The 19,828-nt window shown below is 68.7% G+C and carries 16 protein-coding genes; 7 read left to right on the forward strand and 9 right to left on the reverse strand.

The window, feature by feature from the left end; all coding sequences use genetic code 11:
* Window positions 1–35: 35 nt before the first annotated feature.
* Window positions 36–1,484, forward strand: coding sequence for a hypothetical protein (locus OG817_RS05745; RefSeq protein WP_406052636.1), 1,449 nt, complete (start codon window positions 36–38; stop codon window positions 1,482–1,484).
* Between the two features lie 238 nt (window positions 1,485–1,722).
* Here OG817_RS05745 and OG817_RS05750 read toward each other — a convergent pair whose 3' ends face one another.
* Window positions 1,723–2,883 carry a citrate/2-methylcitrate synthase gene (locus tag OG817_RS05750; protein ID WP_406052638.1) on the reverse strand — a complete coding sequence of 387 codons (1,161 nt, stop codon included), beginning with the start codon at window positions 2,881–2,883 and terminating at the stop codon, window positions 1,723–1,725.
* A gap of 95 nt (window positions 2,884–2,978) precedes the next feature.
* On the opposite strand from OG817_RS05750, the gene OG817_RS05755 reads away from it, so the two are divergent.
* Entirely contained in the window at window positions 2,979–4,118 is a 1,140-nt protein-coding gene (locus OG817_RS05755; protein WP_406052640.1) for a citrate/2-methylcitrate synthase, read from the forward strand.
* Here OG817_RS05755 and OG817_RS05760 read toward each other — a convergent pair.
* Window positions 4,063–5,556, reverse strand: coding sequence for a flavin-containing monooxygenase (locus OG817_RS05760; protein ID WP_406052642.1), 1,494 nt, complete (start codon window positions 5,554–5,556; stop codon window positions 4,063–4,065). The two genes, OG817_RS05755 and OG817_RS05760, sit on opposite strands and share 56 nt — an antisense overlap.
* A 219-nt stretch (window positions 5,557–5,775) precedes the next feature.
* On the opposite strand from OG817_RS05760, the gene OG817_RS05765 reads away from it, so the two are divergent.
* Entirely contained in the window at window positions 5,776–6,144 is a 369-nt protein-coding gene (locus tag OG817_RS05765) for a YciI family protein (RefSeq protein ID WP_396393915.1), read from the forward strand.
* Between the two features lie 154 nt (window positions 6,145–6,298).
* The gene (locus OG817_RS05770; protein WP_360440509.1) at window positions 6,299–7,531 is read left to right on the forward strand and encodes a sigma-70 family RNA polymerase sigma factor; all 1,233 of its coding nucleotides are present in this window, start codon (window positions 6,299–6,301) and stop codon (window positions 7,529–7,531) included.
* A 109-nt stretch (window positions 7,532–7,640) separates the two neighbouring features.
* Here the strand turns inward: OG817_RS05770 and OG817_RS05775 are convergent, their stop codons facing one another.
* A complete protein-coding gene (locus OG817_RS05775; RefSeq protein ID WP_406052644.1) occupies window positions 7,641–8,621 on the reverse strand; it encodes a MerR family transcriptional regulator in 981 nt (326 codons plus the stop codon).
* 24 nt (window positions 8,622–8,645) lie between these two features.
* Between OG817_RS05775 and OG817_RS05780 the strand changes: the two genes are divergently transcribed.
* Window positions 8,646–10,079 carry an MFS transporter gene (locus tag OG817_RS05780; protein ID WP_406052646.1) on the forward strand — a complete coding sequence of 478 codons (1,434 nt, stop codon included), beginning with the start codon at window positions 8,646–8,648 and terminating at the stop codon, window positions 10,077–10,079.
* Here the strand turns inward: OG817_RS05780 and OG817_RS05785 are convergent.
* Together OG817_RS05785 and OG817_RS05790 are read right to left on the reverse strand one after the other, a co-directional pair.
* On the reverse strand, window positions 10,060–11,028 hold the full coding sequence (locus OG817_RS05785) for a sigma-70 family RNA polymerase sigma factor (protein WP_406052648.1): 969 nt from the start codon (window positions 11,026–11,028) through the stop codon (window positions 10,060–10,062). The two genes, OG817_RS05780 and OG817_RS05785, sit on opposite strands and share 20 nt — an antisense overlap.
* A 29-nt stretch (window positions 11,029–11,057) precedes the next feature.
* A complete protein-coding gene (locus OG817_RS05790) occupies window positions 11,058–11,951 on the reverse strand; it encodes an alpha/beta hydrolase (RefSeq protein ID WP_406052650.1) in 894 nt (297 codons plus the stop codon).
* 83 nt (window positions 11,952–12,034) lie between these two features.
* Between OG817_RS05790 and OG817_RS05795 the strand changes: the two genes are divergently transcribed.
* Together OG817_RS05795 and OG817_RS05800 are read left to right on the forward strand one after the other, a co-directional pair.
* Complete coding sequence (locus tag OG817_RS05795; protein ID WP_360440524.1) at window positions 12,035–12,433, forward strand: DUF4870 domain-containing protein; 399 nt, start codon at window positions 12,035–12,037, stop codon at window positions 12,431–12,433.
* 42 nt (window positions 12,434–12,475) lie between these two features.
* Entirely contained in the window at window positions 12,476–13,306 is an 831-nt protein-coding gene (locus OG817_RS05800) for a phosphotransferase family protein (protein WP_406052653.1), read from the forward strand.
* Here OG817_RS05800 and OG817_RS05805 read toward each other — a convergent pair.
* The 4 genes from OG817_RS05805 to treS form a co-directional block, all read right to left on the reverse strand.
* Window positions 13,287–14,174, reverse strand: coding sequence for an NUDIX hydrolase (locus OG817_RS05805; protein ID WP_406052654.1), 888 nt, complete (start codon window positions 14,172–14,174; stop codon window positions 13,287–13,289). The genes OG817_RS05800 and OG817_RS05805 overlap by 20 nt on opposite strands.
* A 10-nt stretch (window positions 14,175–14,184) precedes the next feature.
* Window positions 14,185–16,422, reverse strand: coding sequence for a 1,4-alpha-glucan branching protein GlgB (glgB, locus tag OG817_RS05810; protein ID WP_406052656.1), 2,238 nt, complete (start codon window positions 16,420–16,422; stop codon window positions 14,185–14,187).
* 61 nt (window positions 16,423–16,483) lie between these two features.
* Window positions 16,484–17,896: a maltokinase N-terminal cap-like domain-containing protein gene (locus OG817_RS05815; protein ID WP_396393923.1), complete on the reverse strand. Its 1,413-nt coding sequence runs from the start codon at window positions 17,894–17,896 to the stop codon at window positions 16,484–16,486.
* Window positions 17,893–19,617 carry a maltose alpha-D-glucosyltransferase gene (gene treS / locus OG817_RS05820; RefSeq protein ID WP_406052658.1) on the reverse strand — a complete coding sequence of 575 codons (1,725 nt, stop codon included), beginning with the start codon at window positions 19,615–19,617 and terminating at the stop codon, window positions 17,893–17,895. The genes OG817_RS05815 and treS overlap by 4 nt, the downstream gene beginning before the upstream one ends.
* Between the last annotated feature and the right edge of the window lie 211 nt (window positions 19,618–19,828).

Raw genomic sequence — 19,828 nt, forward strand, 5'->3', positions numbered from 1 at the left:
TTCCACCCTCCGTCAGCCGCCCTTGAAGGAGCACCATGGACAGCCCCCACCGCGCTTTCGCCCCCTCCCGCCGCACACTTCTGTTCGGAGCCGGCGCCACGGCACTCACCGCCGCGTCCGCCCTTCCTGCTTCCGCCACCGCCTCCGCCTCCGACTCTGCCGGGTCTGGCTCTGCCGGGTCTGGCTCCGCCACTGCCGGGTCCGCTGCGACTGGCGGGTCGGCCGCTGTCTCGGCCTCCGCCTCCGCGGCGATCCCGTCGCCCGACGACCTGCCGCTGACGGGTGGACCGGAGTTCCCGGTCGGCTTGTTCTGGCCGCCGCACCCGTATGCGAGCACTGCCGAACGGTTCACCGAGATCAAGGACGCCGGGTTCGACTTCGTCATCTCCGGCAACTACGCGGGCGACGGGAACATCTTCCAGTACCAGCTCGACCTCGCCCGCACCGCCGGTCTGCAGCTGCTGATCTCCGACGACATCCAGATCCGCAACATGTCCCGCTGGTTCTCGATCTCCGACAACACGGCCGACTTCCTCAGCGTCACCCCGGACGAGGCCCGCGCCCTCTACACCCGGGCCCGCGACGCCTACGGCCCGTTCTCGTCCCTGGCCGGCTTCAACCTTTACGACGAACCGGGCGCCGGCTGGTTTGCCACCTTGGCCAAGGCCGTCGCGATCTCACGCGAACTGGCACCGCAACTGTTGCCGTACATCAACCTCTTCCCGTCCGACGACGCGGCGTACTACCGCAGCTTCGTCGACGTGGTGAAGCCGTCGCTGATCTCCTTCGATCGGTATCCGCTACTGTCCGAGGGCCGCGAGGACGCGAACTACTTCCACAACTGGACGATCGTCCGCGACGCGGCCCTGCACGGCGACATCCCGTCGTGGGTCTTCATCCAGACCCTCGCGTACAACGGTCACCGCGAGCCGACCGCCGCCGAACTGCTCTGGCAGGTCAACATCAGCCTCGCGTACGGCGCGAAAGGCATTCAGTACTTCACCTACTGGACGCCCGAGGCCGCCCGTGGCGAGGGCTTCGGTCCCGCATTGATCACTGTTGACGGACGTCGTACACCTCGGTACGCCGCGGCGCGCAAGATCAACACCACCTGGCTCCATCAAGTCGGCCGCGAACTCAAGCCACTCGTCTCCGAGACCGTTGTCCACGCCAACGAAACCCCACTACCCAACGGCACAGTCGGCTTCACCCCGACAAACTTGGTCACCGGAGTCACCGGGAACCCAGTAGTCATCGGCACTTTCCGGTCTCGCGACGCCGCCTCCACCGATCGCTGGCTCCTGGTCGCCAACCGCTCCCACAGCACCCGCTCCCGCGCCGTGATCACCCCGAACCCCCAGACCGTAGGCGCAGTCGCAACCTTCGAACCAGCCACCCACTCCTACACTCCGCGGCCGGTCGGCCCAACGCCGGTCGACCTCGAACCCGGCGCAGCAACCCTGATCAAACTCACCGCCAAGTAGAGCTACCTGCTCGGCGCCGAGCCCCAACCTCCAAGCCCGGCGCCGAGCACCATCCCTCAGACTCGGCGCCGAGCAAGCCTCGCGACCCCCGCCGGGCGGGGCCTCGCCACCCTCCGCCGGGCAGGCGTCGCGACCCCGCCGCCGGGCCGGGCTTCGCCACCTCCGCGGGGCAAGCCTCGCGATCCCCGCCGGGCCCCGCGATCCCGGCCGGGCAAGGCCCGGCGGCGTGCGCTGTGGGTTAGCTTGGGGGTCCTGTGTAGATGCCTTGGGCTCGGTAGCGCAGCGGTGGGGCGGCGTACTCCTCCAGGGCGTGGGCGGTCCAGCCGATGATGCGGGAGAGCGCGAAGAGGGCGTCGCCGGCGTCGGGGCGGAAGTCGAAGGCGTGCATCATCGCAGCCACGGCGAGATCGCTGTTCGGGAACGACGGTAGACGTGCCGCGAGCACGCTCACCGTCTCCGTGATCGGGTGGTCGCCGAGCAGTTCGCCCAGTACCTCGGCGCGCGGATCGCGTTCCTGATAGATCCGGTGTCCGAAGCCCGGCACCGGTTCACCGGACCGCAGCCTGTCCGAGAGAGCGGCGAGCGGATCCTGCTGAGCCCGCTCCAGGAACTCGTACGCCAGTGTGGGCGCAGCGCCGTGATACTGCCCGTCCAGCGCTCCGAGCCCCGCAGACACCACGGCATACAGATTCGCCCGGGCACTGGCCGCCACTCGCGCGGCGACCGTCGAAACAGCCAGGCCGTGATCGGCCATCAGGATCATCGCGGCCTCCAGCACCTCGGGGCGCGGGGGGTGCGGCGACAGCTTCGGCCAGAGCCGCGCGCCCAGCGTCGCTCGCGTCGTCACGGACGGACCAGGCAGGGCGGCGATCAGCGTGCCGATCAGCTTCTCGGCCACGCTGGTCACCGACCGCGGCGCCAGATCGAATCGCATCGGGTCCGCAGCACCCAATGCAGCGACGGCGACGCGCAGCTTGTCCGTCAAGCGCGCGGAACCCGGCAGCACGTTCATCGCAGCGCGCGCGAGCTGCACGGATTCGCGCGGCGCGGGGAAGGGTTGCTGTGCGGTCAGCTCGCCGGTCCACAGCAGGTGCGCGACCGACTCGACCGACGAGTTGATCGCGAGGTCGCGCACGGAATGACCGCGGTAGTACAGCTCGTCGTCCTCCAGCAGCGTCAACGCGGACTCGATCTGCTCGACCACCCCCGAGTGCTCGACCGACCGACTGGCCAAGCGCTCGACATCGGCGATCGCGAACAAGCTCCCGCGGCGGCCGCGCGCCCGGACGCTGGTCAGCAGACCGCGGCTCACATAGGCGTAGATCGTCTCCGGCTTCACCTTCAGCCGGCGCGCGACCTCGGCCGTGGTCAGGTAATTCTCGTCACTCTGCTGGGTCATTCCCCGCTCCTCCGAGCGTCGATCCCGCTCCCGTGGGCGGTTACATTGACTGGATCAATATTGACAATCATTGATCGCCTGTCAACTCTGAAGGTATGTCAACAACGATCAATGTTCCGCCGGGCCTTCGGAATGTCGTGGTCACCGAGACGACCCTCGGCGACGTGCGCGGTGAGGAAGGTTTCTACCACTATCGGCAGTACTCGGCGATCGATCTCGCCAAGTCGAAGACGCTCGAAGACGTCTGGTTCCTGATGTTCGAGGGGCAGCTCCCGACCGCCGACGAGCGGGAGCGCTTCATCGCCGAAGTGGCGCCGTTGCGGGTGCTCCCCGACGAGGTTCGCGCCGTCCTGCCCGCGATCGCGACCGCGGGTCCCGTGTTCAACCCGCTCGCAGGTCTGCGCACAGCCTTGTCACTCCTGGCCGCCGTACGCCGTCTTCCGCCGTTGTGGGACGCCGATCCGGCGCGCCAGAAGGCCGACGCGATGCTGGTGTGCGCGGTGACGCCGACGATCCTGGCGGCGCTGTACCGGCTGCGCGAGGGACTCGAGCCATTGGAGCCACGTGCCGATCTCACCGCTGCGGCGAACTGGCTGTACCTCGTGACTGGCAACGAGCCCAGCGCGGTCGACGCAACGGCGATCGAGCACTACCTGGTGTCCACTCTCGATCACGGGTTCAACGCCTCGACATTCACCGCGCGGGTGATCGCGTCGACGGGTGCGGACGTGGTCTCCGCCATCGCTGGAGCGATCGGGGCCTTCTCCGGGCCGCTGCACGGTGGCGCACCGGACCGGGCACTGGCCAGTCTCGACGAGATCGGCACGCCGGACCGCATCGACTCGTGGGTGCGGGAGAAGGTGTCGGCCGGCGACCGCATCATGGGCTTCGGCCACGCGGTCTACCGGACCGAGGACCCGCGTTCGCTGATGCTGCGTGACATCGCGCGGGGGATCGGGGGAGACCTGGTGGACTTCGCGACCACGGTGGAGCAGCGCATTGTCGACGTACTGGCCGAGCTCAAGCCCGGTCGCAACCTGTACGCCAACGTGGAGTTCTACGCCGGTGTGGTGATGGAGCTCTGCGGTATCCCGCGTGCCATGTTCACGCCCACGTTCGCGGTGAGTCGCGTGATCGGCTGGTCCGCCAACATCCTCGAGCAGGCCACCGATCCGAAGATCATCCGCCCGATCGCGACGTACGTCGGTCCTCAGCCGCCCGCACCGATCCCGTAGCCCGGCTCTTGAACTGCATGGTGCCGTCCTCCACCGGCTTGAAGCGGAGGGACAGGAGGTCGCGCGGGTAGTTCTGCCGGAGGCGCCAGGGGCCGGTCGAGCCCTGGCGTGGCAGGATCGCTGCGGCGCGCCTGATGTACCCCGACGACAGATCGACTACCGGACGCGGCGGAGCGTCGTACTCTGCCGGGTCGATCTCAGGGACGCAGATGCTGGTGCCGGTCTCGGTGAGGTGGTTGAGCAGCCGGCACACGTACTGCGACGTCAGGTCGGAGCGCAGCGTCCAGGAGTTGTTGGTGTAGCCGATGCACCAGGCCAGGTTCGGTACACCGCTCAGCATCATGCCCTTGTAGACGAAGGTGTCGTGCGGCGCCACCGACCGCCCGTCCACCGTGAGCTCGATTTTGCCCAGGGCAACCATCCGGAGTCCGGTCGCGGCGATCACCAGGTCGGCCTGCAGTTCCCGTCCGGACTGCAGGCGCAGCCCGGTCTGGGTGAAGGTCTCGATCTCGTCTGTCACCACCGAGGCCGAACCATTGCGCAGAGCCTTGAACAGGTCTGCATCCGGTACCAGACACAGCCGCTGGTCCCAGGGCTTGTAGCGGGGCGTGAAGTGCGGGTCCGCTGGGATGGACTCCGGCAGCTGCTTGGCCGCTGCACTGTTCAGGAGCCACGCGGCATGCGTCGGCCACTTCCGGAACGCGCTGTAGAGCGCTGTGCTCAGTGCGACGTTCTTACTCCGGATCAACCGGTGTGCGAGCTTCTCGGGCAGTACGGCGCGTAGCCGGTCGGAGAACGCGTCGTGGGCCGGTCGGGACGCCACATAGCTCGGAGACCGCTGCAGCATCGTCACGTGTTCCGCCGTACCCGCCATGGCCGGCACCAGCGTCACTGCAGTCGCGCCACTGCCGATGACCACCACTCGCTGACCGCTGTAGTCGAGGTCGTCCGGCCACTGCTGTGGATGCACGATCCGGCCCTGGAACTCGCTCTGCCCCGGGAAGTCGACCACATACCCCGAGTCGTAGTCGTAGTAGCCGCTGCACACATACAGGAACGAGCAGGTGTACGTCGCCTTGGTCGTCTCCACGGTCCACTGCGCCTCGCCGGACGACCAGGAGGCCTTGAGGACCCGCTGCCCGTAGCGGATCCGGCGGTCGATGCCGTAGGTGCTCGCGGTCTCGCGGAGGTACTCCATGATCGCCGGGCCGTCCGCGATCGCTTTCGCCGCCTTCCAGGGGTGGAACGGGAAGCCGAGCGTGAACATGTCGGAGTCGGAGCGGATCCCTGGGTAGCGGAACAGGTCCCAGGTGCCGCCCATGCTGTCGCGCGCCTCGAGGATGGCGTACGAGCGGTCGGGGCTCTGGGTCTGGAGCCGATAGGCCGCACCGATGCCGGACAGTCCCGCGCCGACGACCAGGACGTCGAGGTGCTCCATCAAGTTCCTCCAGAATGCCGGGTCAGTTCCTATTGAGTGCAGGTTCGGTGCATGGTCAACGGTAGGCGAGGTCGCCAGGATGGTGCTGTACGTATCCGGCACGTCACAGTGAGGTGGGTCGAATCATGACCGAGAGATTCGTGGTCGGCGCTGTCGATTCCGCCCGGGGCCGTTCGTCAGCAAGATGTCCAGTACAAGCCCGAGACAAGGGAGCCAGAGATGGCGCAGTACATGTTCCTGCTGTTCGACAGCGAAGAGTGGTACGACAACGTCACCGCGGAGGATTGGCAGCAGGCGATGAAGCTGCACGGCGCGTTCGCCGAGGCGGTCGAGAAGGCCGGCGCCCGGATTCTCGGTGGCGAGGCGCTCGAGCGCTCCAGTACCGCGAGCACGGTCAAGAACCGCGAGGGTGCCGAGCCGTTGGTCACCGACGGCCCGTTCATCGAGACCAAGGAGGGCCTGGGGGGCTTCTACGTGATCGAGGCACGCGACCTCGACCAGGCGCTCGAGCTGGCCAAGCTCTGTCCGTCGGGCAACGTCGAGGTCCGCCCGGTGATGGACACCTCGGCAGGCTCAGAGCCGGCCTGAGACTCGGCCTGAGACCGGGCCTGAGACATGGCATGCAGTCGGGTACGCGGACTCCTCCACCCGCCGTACCCGCCTGCCCGTCGTGCATGCGCGCTCGGGGTGCTCGGCTGCCCGCTGGACCGTCTGCTCGCGTGCGTGGCGGGAGTGAGATGGGGTGAGTGAGGTCGTGGCGGTGGAGGTCGCTCGGGTGGTGGACCGAGTGCACCGGGAGAGTTGGTCCACGGTGCTGGCTTCGGTCGTGCGGCTGACGCGGGATCTGGATCTGGCCGAGGACTGCACGCAGGATGCGTTCGTGCAGGCGCTGCGCACGTGGCCGGACGGCATCCCGTCGAACCCGGGTGGCTGGCTGACCACGGTCGCTCGGCGGCTCGCGCTCGACCGGCTGCGGCGGGAGACCACGCTGCGGCGGAAGCTCCCGCTGCTGGTGGAGGACCCGGTCGCTCCGGGGGATGCCGAGCATCCGACGGATCCGCTGCGGCTGGTGTTCACCTGCTGCCACCCGGCCTTGGCGCGGGACTCGCAGGTGGCACTGACGTTGCGGCTGATCTGCGGACTGACGACGCGGGAGGTGGCGGCGGGTCTGCTCATCAGCGAGGCGACGGCGGCCGCGCGCATCACCCGGGCGAAGAAGAAGATCGCGGCGGCCGGGATCCCGTACCGGATCCCGGCGGACCACGAGTTGTCCAGGCGTCTGGATGCGGTGCTGACGGTGGTGCACCTGGTCTACACGGCTGGGCATGTGGCAGCCGGGCCTGACCTGACTCGGGCGGATCTGACCGGGCGGGCAGTTGAGCTGGCGCGACTGCTCGTGCGGTTGATGCCGACGGAGACGGAGCCACAGGCGTTGCTCGGTCTGCTGCTGATGACCGAGGCGCGAGGCGATGCGCGATTGAGCGAGGACGGGGAGTTGGTCCTGCTGGCCGACCAGGACCGGTCGCGGTGGGATGTGCGGATGTTGGCGGAGGGAGTGTCGCGGGCGACGGCTGCGCTGGATCGTGGTCAGGGACGATTCGTGTTGCAGGCAGCGGTTGCTGGGCTGCATGTGACCGCGCCGTCGTGGGAGAAGACGAATTGGACCCAGGTGGTCCGGATGTACGACGCGATGATGGTCAGCTGGCCGACTCCGATCGTGGCGCTCAACCGGGCTGCCGCGCACAGCCTGGTGCCTGGGGCGGACCTTGAAGCAGTCCTCGCCGAAATCGACGCCTTGAGCAACGAACCGGCCCTGAAGGCGTACGCCTACCTGCCGGCTGCTCGAGCTGATGTGCTTGCCCGCCTGGGGCGAGTCGACGAAGCGGCCGACGCCTACGACTCAGCGATCACCCTCACCGCCAACGAGACCGAACGCCGCTTCCTTGCACACCGGCGCGCCGGTCTGTGCGACTGAGCCCGGTCGCCTGTGCGGCTGATTCGGGTCGCCTGGGTGGCCCGTGCGACTGAGTCCGGTCGGCTGTGCGGCCGTTGATTGTGTCGAGCAGGCTGATCGTGCGTCGCAGTCAGTTGTCGGGCGTCGGGGCCCAGAGGCGGTCGGCGGTGCCGGCTTCGAGGCGGCCGCGGTAGACGTCGATCTTGTGGTCGATGAGTTCCAGGTTGTCCTGGAGGTCGGCCAGTTTGGCGAGTACCTCGGCGCGGTGGGACTCCAGGAGGGCCAGGCGTTCCTTCTCGTTGCCGCGGCCGGCGGTGACCAGTTCGGCGTACTGGCGGATGGTTCGGATCGGCATGCCGGTGGCGCGGAGGCGGGTGCAGATCTTGATCCAGTCCAGGTCCAGTTGGTGGTAGCGGCGGCGGCCGCCGGCGGTGCGGTCGACGGTGGTGACGACCAGGCCGGCGCGTTCGTAGTAGCGCAGGGTGTGGACGCTCACGCCGGTACGCCGGGCGGCCTCGGCAATGCTGATGCCCGCCTCAGCAGTCGGCCCACCCGCCTCGGCAGTCGGCCCGCCGGCCTCGGCAGTCGGCCCGCCGGCCTCGGCAGTCGGCCCGCCGGCCTCGGCAGTCGGCCCGCCGGCCTCGGCAGTCGGCCCGCCGGCCTCGGCAGTCGGCCCGCCGGCCTCGGCAGTCGGCCCGCCGGCCTCGGCAGTCGGCCCGCCGGCCTCGGCAGTCGGCCCGCCGGCCTCGGCAGTCGGCCCGCCGGCCTCGGCAGTCGGCCCGCCGGCCTCGGCAGTCGGCCCGCCGGCCTCGGCAGTCGGCCCGCCGGCCTCGGCAGTCGGCCCGCCGGCCTCGGCAGTCGGCCCGCCGGCCTCGGCAGTCGGCCCGCCGGCCTCGGCAGTCGGCCCGCCGGCCTCGGCAGTCGGCCCGCCGGCCTCGGCAGTCGGCCCGCCGGCCTCGGCAGTCGGCCCGCCGGCCTCGGCAGTCGGCCCGCCGGCCTCGGCAGTCGGCCCGCCGGCCTCGGCAGTCGGCCCGCCGGCCTCGGCAGTCGGCCCGCCGGCCTCGGCCGGCTGCGTTTTCGCTTCGCCTGATTGCTTGTTGACTTCGAGCACGCTCTAAATCCTAGCGTCGAGGGTATGAGTGTCTCAACGGTTGCGAACGACGTCTCGACCGAGCTGAGCCGCGGGCGGCGGCTGGCGGTGCTGGCGGTGTGTTGCGCGAGCATCATCGTCGTGGTGATGGACATTTCCATCGTCAACGTCGCCCTGCCGTCGATCCGGACCGACCTGGGCGCCTCGGTGGCGGACCTGCAGTGGACGGTCGATGCGTACACGCTGGTGCTGGCGAGCTTCCTGTTGCTGGCCGGTTCGACGGCCGATCGGGTCGGGCGGAAGCGCGTGTTCCAGATCGGGCTCGTGGTGTTCGGGATCGGTTCGCTGCTGTGCAGCCTGGCGCCGAGCGTCGGTTGGTTGATCGGTGCGCGGGCGGTGCAGGCTGTCGGTGGGACGATGCTCAACCCGGTGGCGATGGCGATCGTCGCGACCACGTTCCCGGACCGGACTGAGCGGGCCAGGGCGATCGGCGTGTTCGGTTCGATGTCCGGTCTGTCGTTGGCCCTGGGCCCGATCCTGGGCGGAGTACTGGTCGACGGTCTCGGCTGGCAGTCGATCTTCTGGGTGAATGTGCCGATCGTGGTTGCCGCGGTGATCTGCACCGGTCTGTTCGTTCCGGAGTCCCGCGCGGCGAGGGTACGGCGCTTCGACCCGATCGGACAGGTGCTGGTCGTCCTGATGCTCGGCGGACTCGTGTACGCGATCATCGAGTCGGAGAAGCTCGGCTGGACCTCACCGCTGATCCTCGGACTGCTCGTGATGGCGGTACTGGCGGCGATCGGGCTCCTGACCTACGAGCGCCGCAGGCAGCAGCCGCTGCTGGAGCTGAGGCTGTTCCGGAGCGTGCCCTTCAGTTCGGCGATCCTGATGGCCTTGTTCGCGCTCTGCGGATTCGGCGCCTTCCTGTTCGTCACAACCCTGTACCTGCAGAACATCCGCGGACTCTCGGCCGTCACCGCCGGCCTGTCGCTGCTGCCCGTCGGCGGCTTGATCCTGGTGCTCTCGCCGTCCACGGGCCGGATCGTCGGGACCCGGGGACCGCGCCTGCCGTTGGTGATCGCCGGCAGCGCGCTGGCCCTGGGAGCGGCGGCGTCGCAGGCGATCGGCGTGGACACGCCGCTGCCCGTCGTACTCGCGATCTACCTGCTGTTCGGCCTCTTCCTCGGCATGGTCAACCCGCCGATCACGAACACAGCCGTCTCCGGCATGCCCACCTCGATGGCCGGCCTGGCAGCCTCCGTGGCCTCGGCGGCCCGCCAGACCGGCACCACGCTGGGGGTGGCCATCGCCGGCACGATCGTCGGATCGACGACAGCCCTCAACCCTGAAGCGTTCACGCGCGCCGAACACATCCTGTGGTGGCCGGTCCTCGGGCTGGGTCTCGGCATTCTGGCGCTCGCGCTGATCAGCACCAGCCGCTGGGCCGAGTCCACGCTGATCAACTCTGCGGATACGTGAGCGGGAAGCCGAACCGGCGAGCGAGCTCAGGATCGCTGAAGACGTGGATGTGGGTCAGCCCGGAGGCAGTCGGGGTCAGCAGAGCGACACCGAGGGCCTCGTGTGGGCCGCCGTCGGACGAGCGGAGATAGGCGACGGCGGCAGGCTGGCCGTTGGCGAGCGTGGGCACCATGTGCCAGTCGCCTGCCTTGCCGACCGCGTCGTCGAGGACGCGGAGGCACATGACCCGGCCGTTGAACCAGGCCGGGCTCCCGACCAATTCGAGCGCGGCGTCGGTGCGCAGGGCGCGTTCGAGGGCGGCCGTGTCGGCGTTCTCGAAGCCGGCGATGTACTCGGCGAGCAGCGCCTGTGCCTGCGGATCGCTCGGTTCGATCACCTCGCCACGCGCGGGTGCGGTCTCGTCCAGACGGGCGCGCGCCCGTTGCAAGGTGCTCTTGACCGCGGCCACTGAGGTGTCGAGCATCGTCGCCACCTCAGCAGCCGGGAACGCGAGCACTTCGCGGAGGATCAGTACGGCGCGCTGCTTCGGCGGAAGGTGTTGCAGCGCAGCGATCAGCGCCAACCGCAGGCTCTCGCGGGTCGTGACGATCGTGGCCGGATCGGAGGAGATCACCAACGCATCCGGGATCGGTTCCACCCAGGTGACCCCGTCAGGCAGCGAAGGCGCAGTACCGGACAGGTCTTGACTGGGAGCGCCAAGACCGGAGGGCAGGGCTCGCCGGCCACGCTGCTCGAGCGCGGTCAGACATGCGTTGGTGGCGATCCGATACAGCCACACCCGCAGAGACGAGCGGCCTTCGAACGTCGAGAAGGATCGCCACGCCCGCAGGTAGGTCTCCTGGACGAGATCCTCGGCCTCGTCGACCGACGCCATCAGGCGATAGCAGTGCGCCAGCAGTTCCTTCCGGAACGGTTCGGTACGACGAGCAAATTCGGACTCGCCCGTCATCGCGGCTCCTTGGACGTCGACATCGTGCATCAGTCTGTCAGCCCCAGGTGCGGGCGGACCCAGGCCGCCATGCGCTCGATCGCGTCGTCCGCCTCGGGTGCGCGGCCGGCGGCCATCTGGAAGGTGTGCTGCATGTCCGGGAAGACGTCGAGCCGCACCTCGACCCCGGCCTTCTCGGCCGCCGCGGCGAGCAGGTGTGCGTCGTCCAGCAGTACTTCGTCCCCGCCAACCTGGATGTAGATCGGCCCGAGCCCGGTCAGGTCGCCGTACAGCGGGTTCACCAGCGGGTCCCGCGGATCATCGTCCGGCCCGAGGAACATCCCGGCGAGCCCGCGCACGAGGTCCCGATGGAAGAAGGCGTCCCGGTCCCGATTGGTGTCGTACGACGTCCCGGTCGCCTCGAAGTCCACCGCCGGTGAGAACGGCATGGCCGCGGCAGGCAGTGGCAGGCCGCGCTCCCGGGCGCGCAACTGCGTCGTGATCGCGAGCCCGCCGCCGACCGAGTCCCCGGTGATCGCGATCCGCTGAGCAGCGAATCCCTGATCGAGCAGCCACTTATACGCCGCTGTCGTGTCGTCGACCGGTGCCGGATGCGTGTGCGCCGGCGCCAAGCGGTAGTCCACGACCAGCGCCCGCACGCCGGCCGCCTTCGCGAGGTGACCGAACATCTTCCGGTGCGAGTACATCGACCCGCTGATGAACCCGCCACCGTGCAGACACAACAACACCCGATCCGATGCAGCGCCATGAGGCACGATCCACACCGCGGGAAGCTCCTCGACCGACAGGTAGTCGACTCCCCGTGGCTCGGTGGTCAGCACGGCCCACCCGTGGTCAGCGGCCTCCTGATCGGCCGCCTCCGGACTCCCGGCCCGGGCCGCCGCCCAGTGCGCCTTGACCGCCTCCGACTGCTTGCTCGCCATAACTGGTGTCCTCTCTCGACAATCGCTGCACAGGTACAGACCAGGGCGGCGCGAAAAGGAATCGGTGACGGAGCGTGCGGGCCGTGCTTGACTGGAGTATGAGTGCGCCGAACGTCGGGCCGCCGTTGTCGGCCTCGGAGGAGCGGACGTGGGCGATGGTGGCCCACATCGGGGTTCTGGTCGCGGCCTGGTTCGCGATGGGATTCCTGTGCCCGTTGGTAATCTGGCTGATCTACCGGTACCGGTCGGACTTCGTCCGGCAGCACGCGCTGGAGTCGCTGAACTTCCAGCTCTCGCTGCTCATCTACACCGCCGTCGCGGTGATCCTGATCCTGATCACGTTCGGCCTCGGCGTACTGATCATCGTCCCGCTGATCCTGATCGGCGCGGTGGCGGCGCTGATCGTCATCATCCTGGCGACCGTCGCGGCCGCGGGCGGCACCGAGTACCGCTACCCACTGACCATCCGCTTCGTGAAGTAATCCACTTGGACCGGCCGCCCCGATCCAGGCAGACTTCCGCTGGTGGAGCTGATCGGGCAGGGCATGGAAGGCGCCGTCTACGACCTCGGTGACGGCCGCGTGCGCAAGATCTGGTTCGATCGGCGGCCGGACGACGTACGTCCGATGCAGGCGTTCCTGGACGAGTTGCCGATCCTTCCGTTCCGTACGCCGCGGATCCGTGAGATCCATGCGGACGGCAACGGGTTGGCCGTCACCGTCGAGGACAAGCTGACCGGTACGCCGATGCACGAGGCGAACCTCCCCGAGGACGACGCCCTCGATGCGTTCGTCGCCGTCGTCGAGGCGCTCGGCACGACCACAGCCGGTCCCGCGAGTCAGCAACTGCTGGTGCTCAACCAGCCATTCTGGCGTGACGGACTGTCCTGGGGCGAGGCGCTCGCAGCCCTCGTACGACGCCGCGCCGCGGAGTCGGCGCAGCACCTCGAACGCGACGTCGCCGACTTCACCAGTCTGCTGGCGAGACTCACCGCAGCGCTCGAGCAGATCGAGTTGGACAACCTGAGTGTGGTCCACGGCGACATCTGCCCGCCCAACCTGCTGATGGACGGCTCACGGACGGCGGCAGTGCTGGACTGGGGCTTCTACTCCACAGCCGGCGACGACACCTTCGACGCCGCGCTCGCCGCCGGGTTCTTCGACATGTACGGACCGGAGGCTCGACGCCTCGACGCCCTGCTGCTCGATCGCTTCGAGAAGCTAGGCCACGACCGCGAGCGCATGCACCTGTACCGCGCGGCGTACGCGATCACCACGGCGACCATCTACGACGCGAACGCCCAGGACGGCCACTACGCCTGGTGTGTGGCCGACCTCAATCGCCTGCCGGTCTGATCGGCGCACCGTCGCGCAGGTTGTGCAGCATGGACGGCTCCTTCAAGACCTGCGGCAACCGGCGTGCGTTCAGCGGCGACACCAGCCCCTCCAGCGCGTCCGGGGCGTGCCAGGACAGGCCGAGGATCTCGAAGCCGTCCGGGCTCAGCGAGTCGAGCAGCGACGGATCGTGGACGCCGCCGTCGTACAGGATCTCGATCGCGTCGCCCCAGCCCTCCCACCGCGGCAGCCAGTCGATCGCGAGTACGCCGAGCAGCGGCAGGGCGACCCCGAGTTCCTCTTCCATCTCACGGGACGCACCGGTCGCCGGATCCTCGTCCGGCTCGACCACGCCACCCGGTAGCTCGAGATCCTTCTTGTAGCTGACCTGGCACAGCAGCACTCGGCCGGACGTGTCCCGCACCACCACATGCGCGATGACGCGCTTCTTCGGCAGTGTCGAGTCCATCAACGAGGTCCAGCCCAGCACTGTGTCCGGGCGCGGGTCGTCGCTGCGCATCCCGTACACCGCCACGTCCCGGCGCTCACCATCAACCAACGCGCCGCCACGTAGTACGCCCTCGCGCCGATAACCGGACCGGATCGCCACCCGGGCAGACGCACGCAGCTCCGGATCCACCTGGACCTGCAACCGCTCCAGGCCGAGCTCACCGAAGGCGTACTCGGTCACGAGCCGGACAGCACGCTGCGCGACCTCGGGTCCACCCTCCAGAGCCCACGAGACCAGACCGGCGCCGGGAGCGGTCCGCCGTACCTCGACAGTGCCCAGAGGGCCGGCCAGCGAGACGTCGAAGGTCATCACCTGGCCATCCTGCTGCGACAGTCGCAGCGTCAGCTCACCATCGGTCAGCGGAGGTTCGGCGGTCACCCCGTGAACGCTACCCGGTGTACCGCAGGTACAGCGTCGCCAGGGGTGGGACGGACAGCTCGGCGCTGGTCGACATCCCGTGCCACTCCGGTCCGTCAGCCTGGACCGAGCCGAAGTTGCCGACGCCCGTACCGCCGTACGTGTCGGCGTCGGTGTTGACCGCCTCCGCCCACTCGCCGCCGTACGGGAGGCCGAGCCGGTAGCCGTGGTGCGGTACGGCGGAGAAGTTCGCCACGCAGGCGATCGTCGGTTCGCCGTCGTCGCCGTACCGGACGAAGGAGAAGATGTTGTTGCTCGCATCGTTCGCGTCGATCCAGCTGAACTTCTCCGGCGCGTGGTCGGTCCGCCACAGGGCGGCGGTGTCGCGGTAGACGCCGTTCAGGTCGCGGACCAGCTGCTGCAGACCTCGGTGGTCCGAGTGGTCCAGCAGCCACCAGTCGAGCTCGCCCTTCTCGGACCACTCCGACTCCTGGCCGAACTCCGAGCCCATGAACAGCAGCTGCTTGCCCGGGTGCGCCCACATCATCGCCAGGTACGCGCGGAGCGTCGCCAGCTGCTGCCACCGGTCGCCCGGCATCTTGCGCAGCAACGAACCCTTGCCGTGCACAACCTCGTCGTGGGACAGCGGCAGCACGAAGTTCTCCGAGTAGGCGTACATCATCGAGAACGTCAGCTCGTGGTGGTGGTACTGCCGGTGGATCGGCTCGTGCTCCAGGTAGCGGAGCGAGTCGTTCATCCAGCCCATGTTCCACTTGAAGCCGAACCCGAGCCCGCCCAGATGCGTGGCCCGGGTGACGCCCGGCCACGAGGTCGACTCCTCGGCGACGGTGATGACGCCGGGGACGCGCTTGTAGAGCGTGGCGTTCATCTCCTGCAGGAACGAGACGGCCTCCAGGTTCTCGCGGCCGCCGTACTGGTTCGGCACCCACTGGCCCTCGGCGCGGGAGTAGTCCAGGTAGAGCATCGAGGCGACCGCGTCCACCCGCAGCCCGTCGATGTGGTACTCCTCGGCCCAGTAGATCGCGTTCGCGACCAGGAAGTTGCGGACCTGCGGCCGGCCGAAGTCGAAGACCAGCGTGCCCCAGTCCGGCTGCTCGCCGCGGCGCGGATCCGGGTGCTCGTACAGCGGCGTCCCGTCGAATCGAGCCAGCGCCCAGGCGTCCTTCGGGAAGTGCGCCGGCACCCAGTCGACGATCACGCCGATGCCGGCCTGGTGCAGCGCGTCGACGAGGTGCCGGAAGTCGTCCGGTTCGCCGAAGCGCGAGGTTGGCGCGAAGTACGACGTCACCTGGTAGCCCCAGGAGCCGCCGAACGGGTGCTCCATCACCGGCATCAACTCGACGTGGGTGAAACCCATCTCGTTGACATAGGCAACAAGCTCGTCGGCCAGCTCGCGGTACGACTTCCCCTTCCGCCAGGAGCCGAGGTGCACCTCGTACACGCTCATCGGCTCGGCGTAGGGCTGCGCCGCCGCCCGCCGCTCCAGCCAGGCCGCGTCGTTCCACTCGTACGACGACTCGTGCACGACGGAAGCGTTCGCCGGGGGAGTCTCGGCCAGGTTGGCCATCGGGTCGGCCTTCTGCCGCCAGACGCCGTCGCGGCCGCAGATGTCGAACTTATACCGCGTGCCCGGGCCGACGCCGGGGACGAACAGCTCCCAGACACCGGACGATCCCAGCGAGCGCAGCGGGTGCGCGCGGCCGTCCCAGAAGTTGAAGTCCGCGGTCAGCCGGATGCCCCGCGCGCCCGGGGCCCAGACCGCGAACGACGTACCGGTGACTGCCCCGGCCGGACCGTCGTACCGGCGCACGTGGGCGCCGAGGACAGTCCACAGCTGCTCGTGCCGGCCCTCGCCGATCAGGTGCAGGTCGACCTCACCGAGCGACGGGAGGTAGCGGTACGGGTCGTCCAGCTCGATCGCCGGGCCGTCGGTGTAGGTGATCTCGAGGCGGTAGTCGGGCACCTTGTCGATGTCGACCAGTACGCCGACCCAGACACCCTCGAACTCGTGCCGCAGGTCGAGCCGCTGGCCGTCGTACAGGACGGTCACCATCTGGGCGAACGGGCGCAGCACGCGGACCGTGACGCCGTGCTCGCCGAGATGCGGTCCGAGGACCTGATGCGGGTCGTGGTACGTCCCGCCGACCAGCCGCTCCAGCACTGTCCGGTCCACCGGAACCGCTGTCACGACAGGCTTCTCCGCCGGTACGGCCGGCACCTCCATGGCGTCGTGCTCGCTCGCTCCCATGAACCCCATCCTGCCCGATCGAGTCTGCATTCACCGCACCCAGGCGAAGCCTGTGTGGGTCTTACTTTTCGGCCAAGTGGGCCGCCGCGGAGAGCGGGATCTGCAGCCAGGTCGGCCGGTTCCGGGCCTCGTAGAGCACCTCGTAGATCACCTTGTCGGCCAGGAACGCGCTCAGCAACACGTCCTGCTCGCGCGGATCGGTGCCCGCGACCTCGGCGTACCCGTCGCAGAAGGCCCGCTGGTTCCGGCTCGCCCACTCGGCCGCGCGGTAGGCGATCTGCTGGTCGCCCTCGTGGTCGGCCAGCAGCGACCGGGCCGCGTAGTCGAACGATCGCAGCATCCCGGCGATGTCCTTCACCGGAGTGTCCAGCGCCCGCCGCTCGATCAGCGACTTGGCCGGCTCACCCTCGAAGTCGATCAGCTTCCAGCCGTCGATGGTCCGCAGGACCTGACCGAGATGGAAGTCGCCATGGATCCGCTGCACCGTCACCGGCTGGTCGAGCGCCGCCAGCGCGTCGAACGCGCGGGCCAGACCGTCGGCGTACGGCCTCAGTTCAGGGATAGCCGTGGCGGCCAGGTCGAGGCGGCGGCGCATCGCCGCTGCGTGCTCGACCAGCTTCGACGGCTCCCAGATGTCCGTGCCGAGCGCCTTGGCCAGCTCGGAGTGGACCTGCGCGGTGCTCGCGCCGAGCCGGTGCGACTCGGCTGCGAAGTCCCCGCCGACCTCCTCGGCGTGCAGGTCGGCCTCGGCGTACAGGTCCCGCACCGACGAGGTCGCGAACGACCAGCCGTCGGTGGCGTTCTTCTGGAACGCCGTCATCATCGCCAGCTCACCGCTGTCGGTGCCGCCGCCGGCCCGCGGCCACGAGCCGCGCGCCGATCCGAGCACCTCCGGAACCAGCTCGGACCCGGCCTCGGTGAGCGCCGACTCGATCTCGACGCCGGGGTTGCTCCCGGGCTCGAGCCGGCGGAACACCTTCAGCAGTGCCACGTCCGAGAACACCAGCGACGTGTTGCTCTGCTCCACCGTGAGCACCAGCGACTGCGCGCCCTCCGGTACGACGGTGCTCCGGTCGGGTGAGTGGACCGGGTGGAACTCCACCCCGTCCAGCTGTCGTCCGTGGGTCAGGCCCTCCAGCCAGTACGGCGTCGCTTCCTTGTCGTGCAACGCGTCGTACACCCAGACCCGGGCGCCGCCCAGGTCCGGCTCCTCCCACTCACCGACCAGGGCATGGCCGAGGTTCTCGACCGGCGCCCGGTGGTAGCTGAGCGGCAGCTGGTACACCCGGATCGGGGTTTCCGACCCGGGCGGACCGGCGCAGTAGACGAACCCGATCCGGACCGCGGGCCAGACGCCGGCCTCGGACAGCCACACCGAGGTGGCCATCGCGTCGACATGGACGTCGTGTCCCTTCTCGCCGAACCACCTCTGGCTCGCGCAGAAGGACTGGACCTGGTCCAGAAGGGAAGTCACGAAATGCTCTCCTCATGGTCAGCCGGCTTCGCGACCGGAAGCCGGAACCAGTAGAAACCGTGGGAGCCGAGCGTCAGGAGGTAGGGCAGCTCCCCGATGGTCGGGAAGTGCACCCCGCCGAGCAGTTCGATCGGCTCCACCCCTTGCCACTGCCGCAGGTCCAGCTCGATCGGCTGCGGGAAGCGCGACAGGTTGTTCACGCACAGCACCACGTCGTCACCGAACTGGCGTACGTACGACAGCACGCTCGGGTTCGAACCCCCCAGGTCGGTGAAGCTACCCATGCCGAAACACGGGTGCTGCTTGCGGATCTGGATCATCCGCCGGGTCCAGTGCAGCAGCGACGAGGCGTTCTCCATCTCGGCCTCGACGTTGACCGCCTGGAAGCCGTAGACCGGGTCCATGATCACCGGGAGGCTGAGCTTGCCCGGTGTGGCGGTGGAGAACGAGGCGTTGCGGTCCGGCGACCACTGCATCGGGGTCCGGACGCCGTCGCGGTCGCCGAGCCAGATGTTGTCGCCCATGCCGATCTCGTCGCCGTAGTACAGGATCGGGGAGCCGGGCAGGCTGAGCAGCAGTGCGGTGAACAACTCCATCTTGTTCACGTCGTTGTCCAGCAGCGGCGCCAGCCGGCGGCGGATGCCGATGTTGGCCTTCATCCGGGGGTCCTGGGCGTACTCGCCCCACATGTAGTCGCGGTCCTCGTCGCTGACCATCTCGAGCGTCAACTCGTCGTGGTTGCGCAGGAAGATGCCCCACTGGCAGGTGTCCGGGATCTCCGGGGTCTGCGCGAGGATCTCCGAGATCGGGAACCGCGATTCGCGCCGTACGCTCATGAAGATGCGCGGCATCACCGGGAAGTGGAACGCCATCTGGCACTCGTCGCCACCGGAGTCGCGGTCGCCGAAGTACTCGACCACGTCGGCCGGCCACTGGTTCGCCTCGCAGAGCAGGACGCGGTCGGTGTAGTTCGCGTCCACCTCCTTGCGGACCCGCTTGAGGAACTCGTGGGTGCGCGGCAGGTTCTCGCAGTTGGTGCCCTCGGTCTCGAACAGGTACGGCACCGCGTCGAGCCGGAAGCCGTCCACGCCGAGGTCGAGCCAGAACTTCAGCGCCTCGATCATCGCGTCGCCGACGGCCGGGTTCTCGAAGTTCAGGTCCGGCTGGTTGGAATAGAACCGGTGCCAGAAGTACTGGCCGCGGACCGGGTCCCAGGTCCAGTTCGACTGTTCGGTGTCGACGAAGATGATCCGCGCGTCGGAGTACTTGTCGTCGGTGTCGGACCAGACGTAGAAGTCGCCGTACGGGCCGTCGGGGTCCTCCCGCGAGGCCTGGAACCAGGGGTGCTGGTCGGAGGTGTGGTTCATCACGAAGTCGACGATGATCCTGATCCCGCGCGCGTGCGCGGCCTCCATGAACGCGGCGAAGTCGGCGATCGTGCCGACTTCCGGCATCACTCCGGTGTAGTCGGAGATGTCGTAGCCGCCGTCGCGCAGCGGCGACGGGTAGAACGGGGGTAACCAGAGGCAATCCACGCCGAGCCACTCGAGGTAGTCGAGTTTCTCGGTCAGGCCTTGCAGATCGCCGATGCCGTCGGCGTTCGAGTCTTTGAACGACCGCACGAGCACCTCGTAGAAGACGGCCCGCTTGAACCACAGCGGGTCACTCTTCGTCAGTCCGTGGTGCTGCTCCGGCAGCATGTCGGTCACGCTCACCTCCATCGGGTGTCTCCAAACCTAGCGGTACAGCGGCCTGCCGCCACGGCAGGTGGCGGTGTATGGGTGGGCTCGCCCGGACATGCACTGGTTCCCGTACCCCCGTTGCGGGGTTCGTACTCCGGCGGACGGGTCCGGAGAGGGGCAGCGCGATGGATCCGGAGGAGACCGGTGATGTGGTGACGCTGTCGGATGGACGGTTCCGGCCAGGCGTTGC

The organism is Kribbella sp. NBC_00889 (assembly GCF_045207705.1).
GTDB lineage: Bacteria > Actinomycetota > Actinomycetes > Propionibacteriales > Kribbellaceae > Kribbella.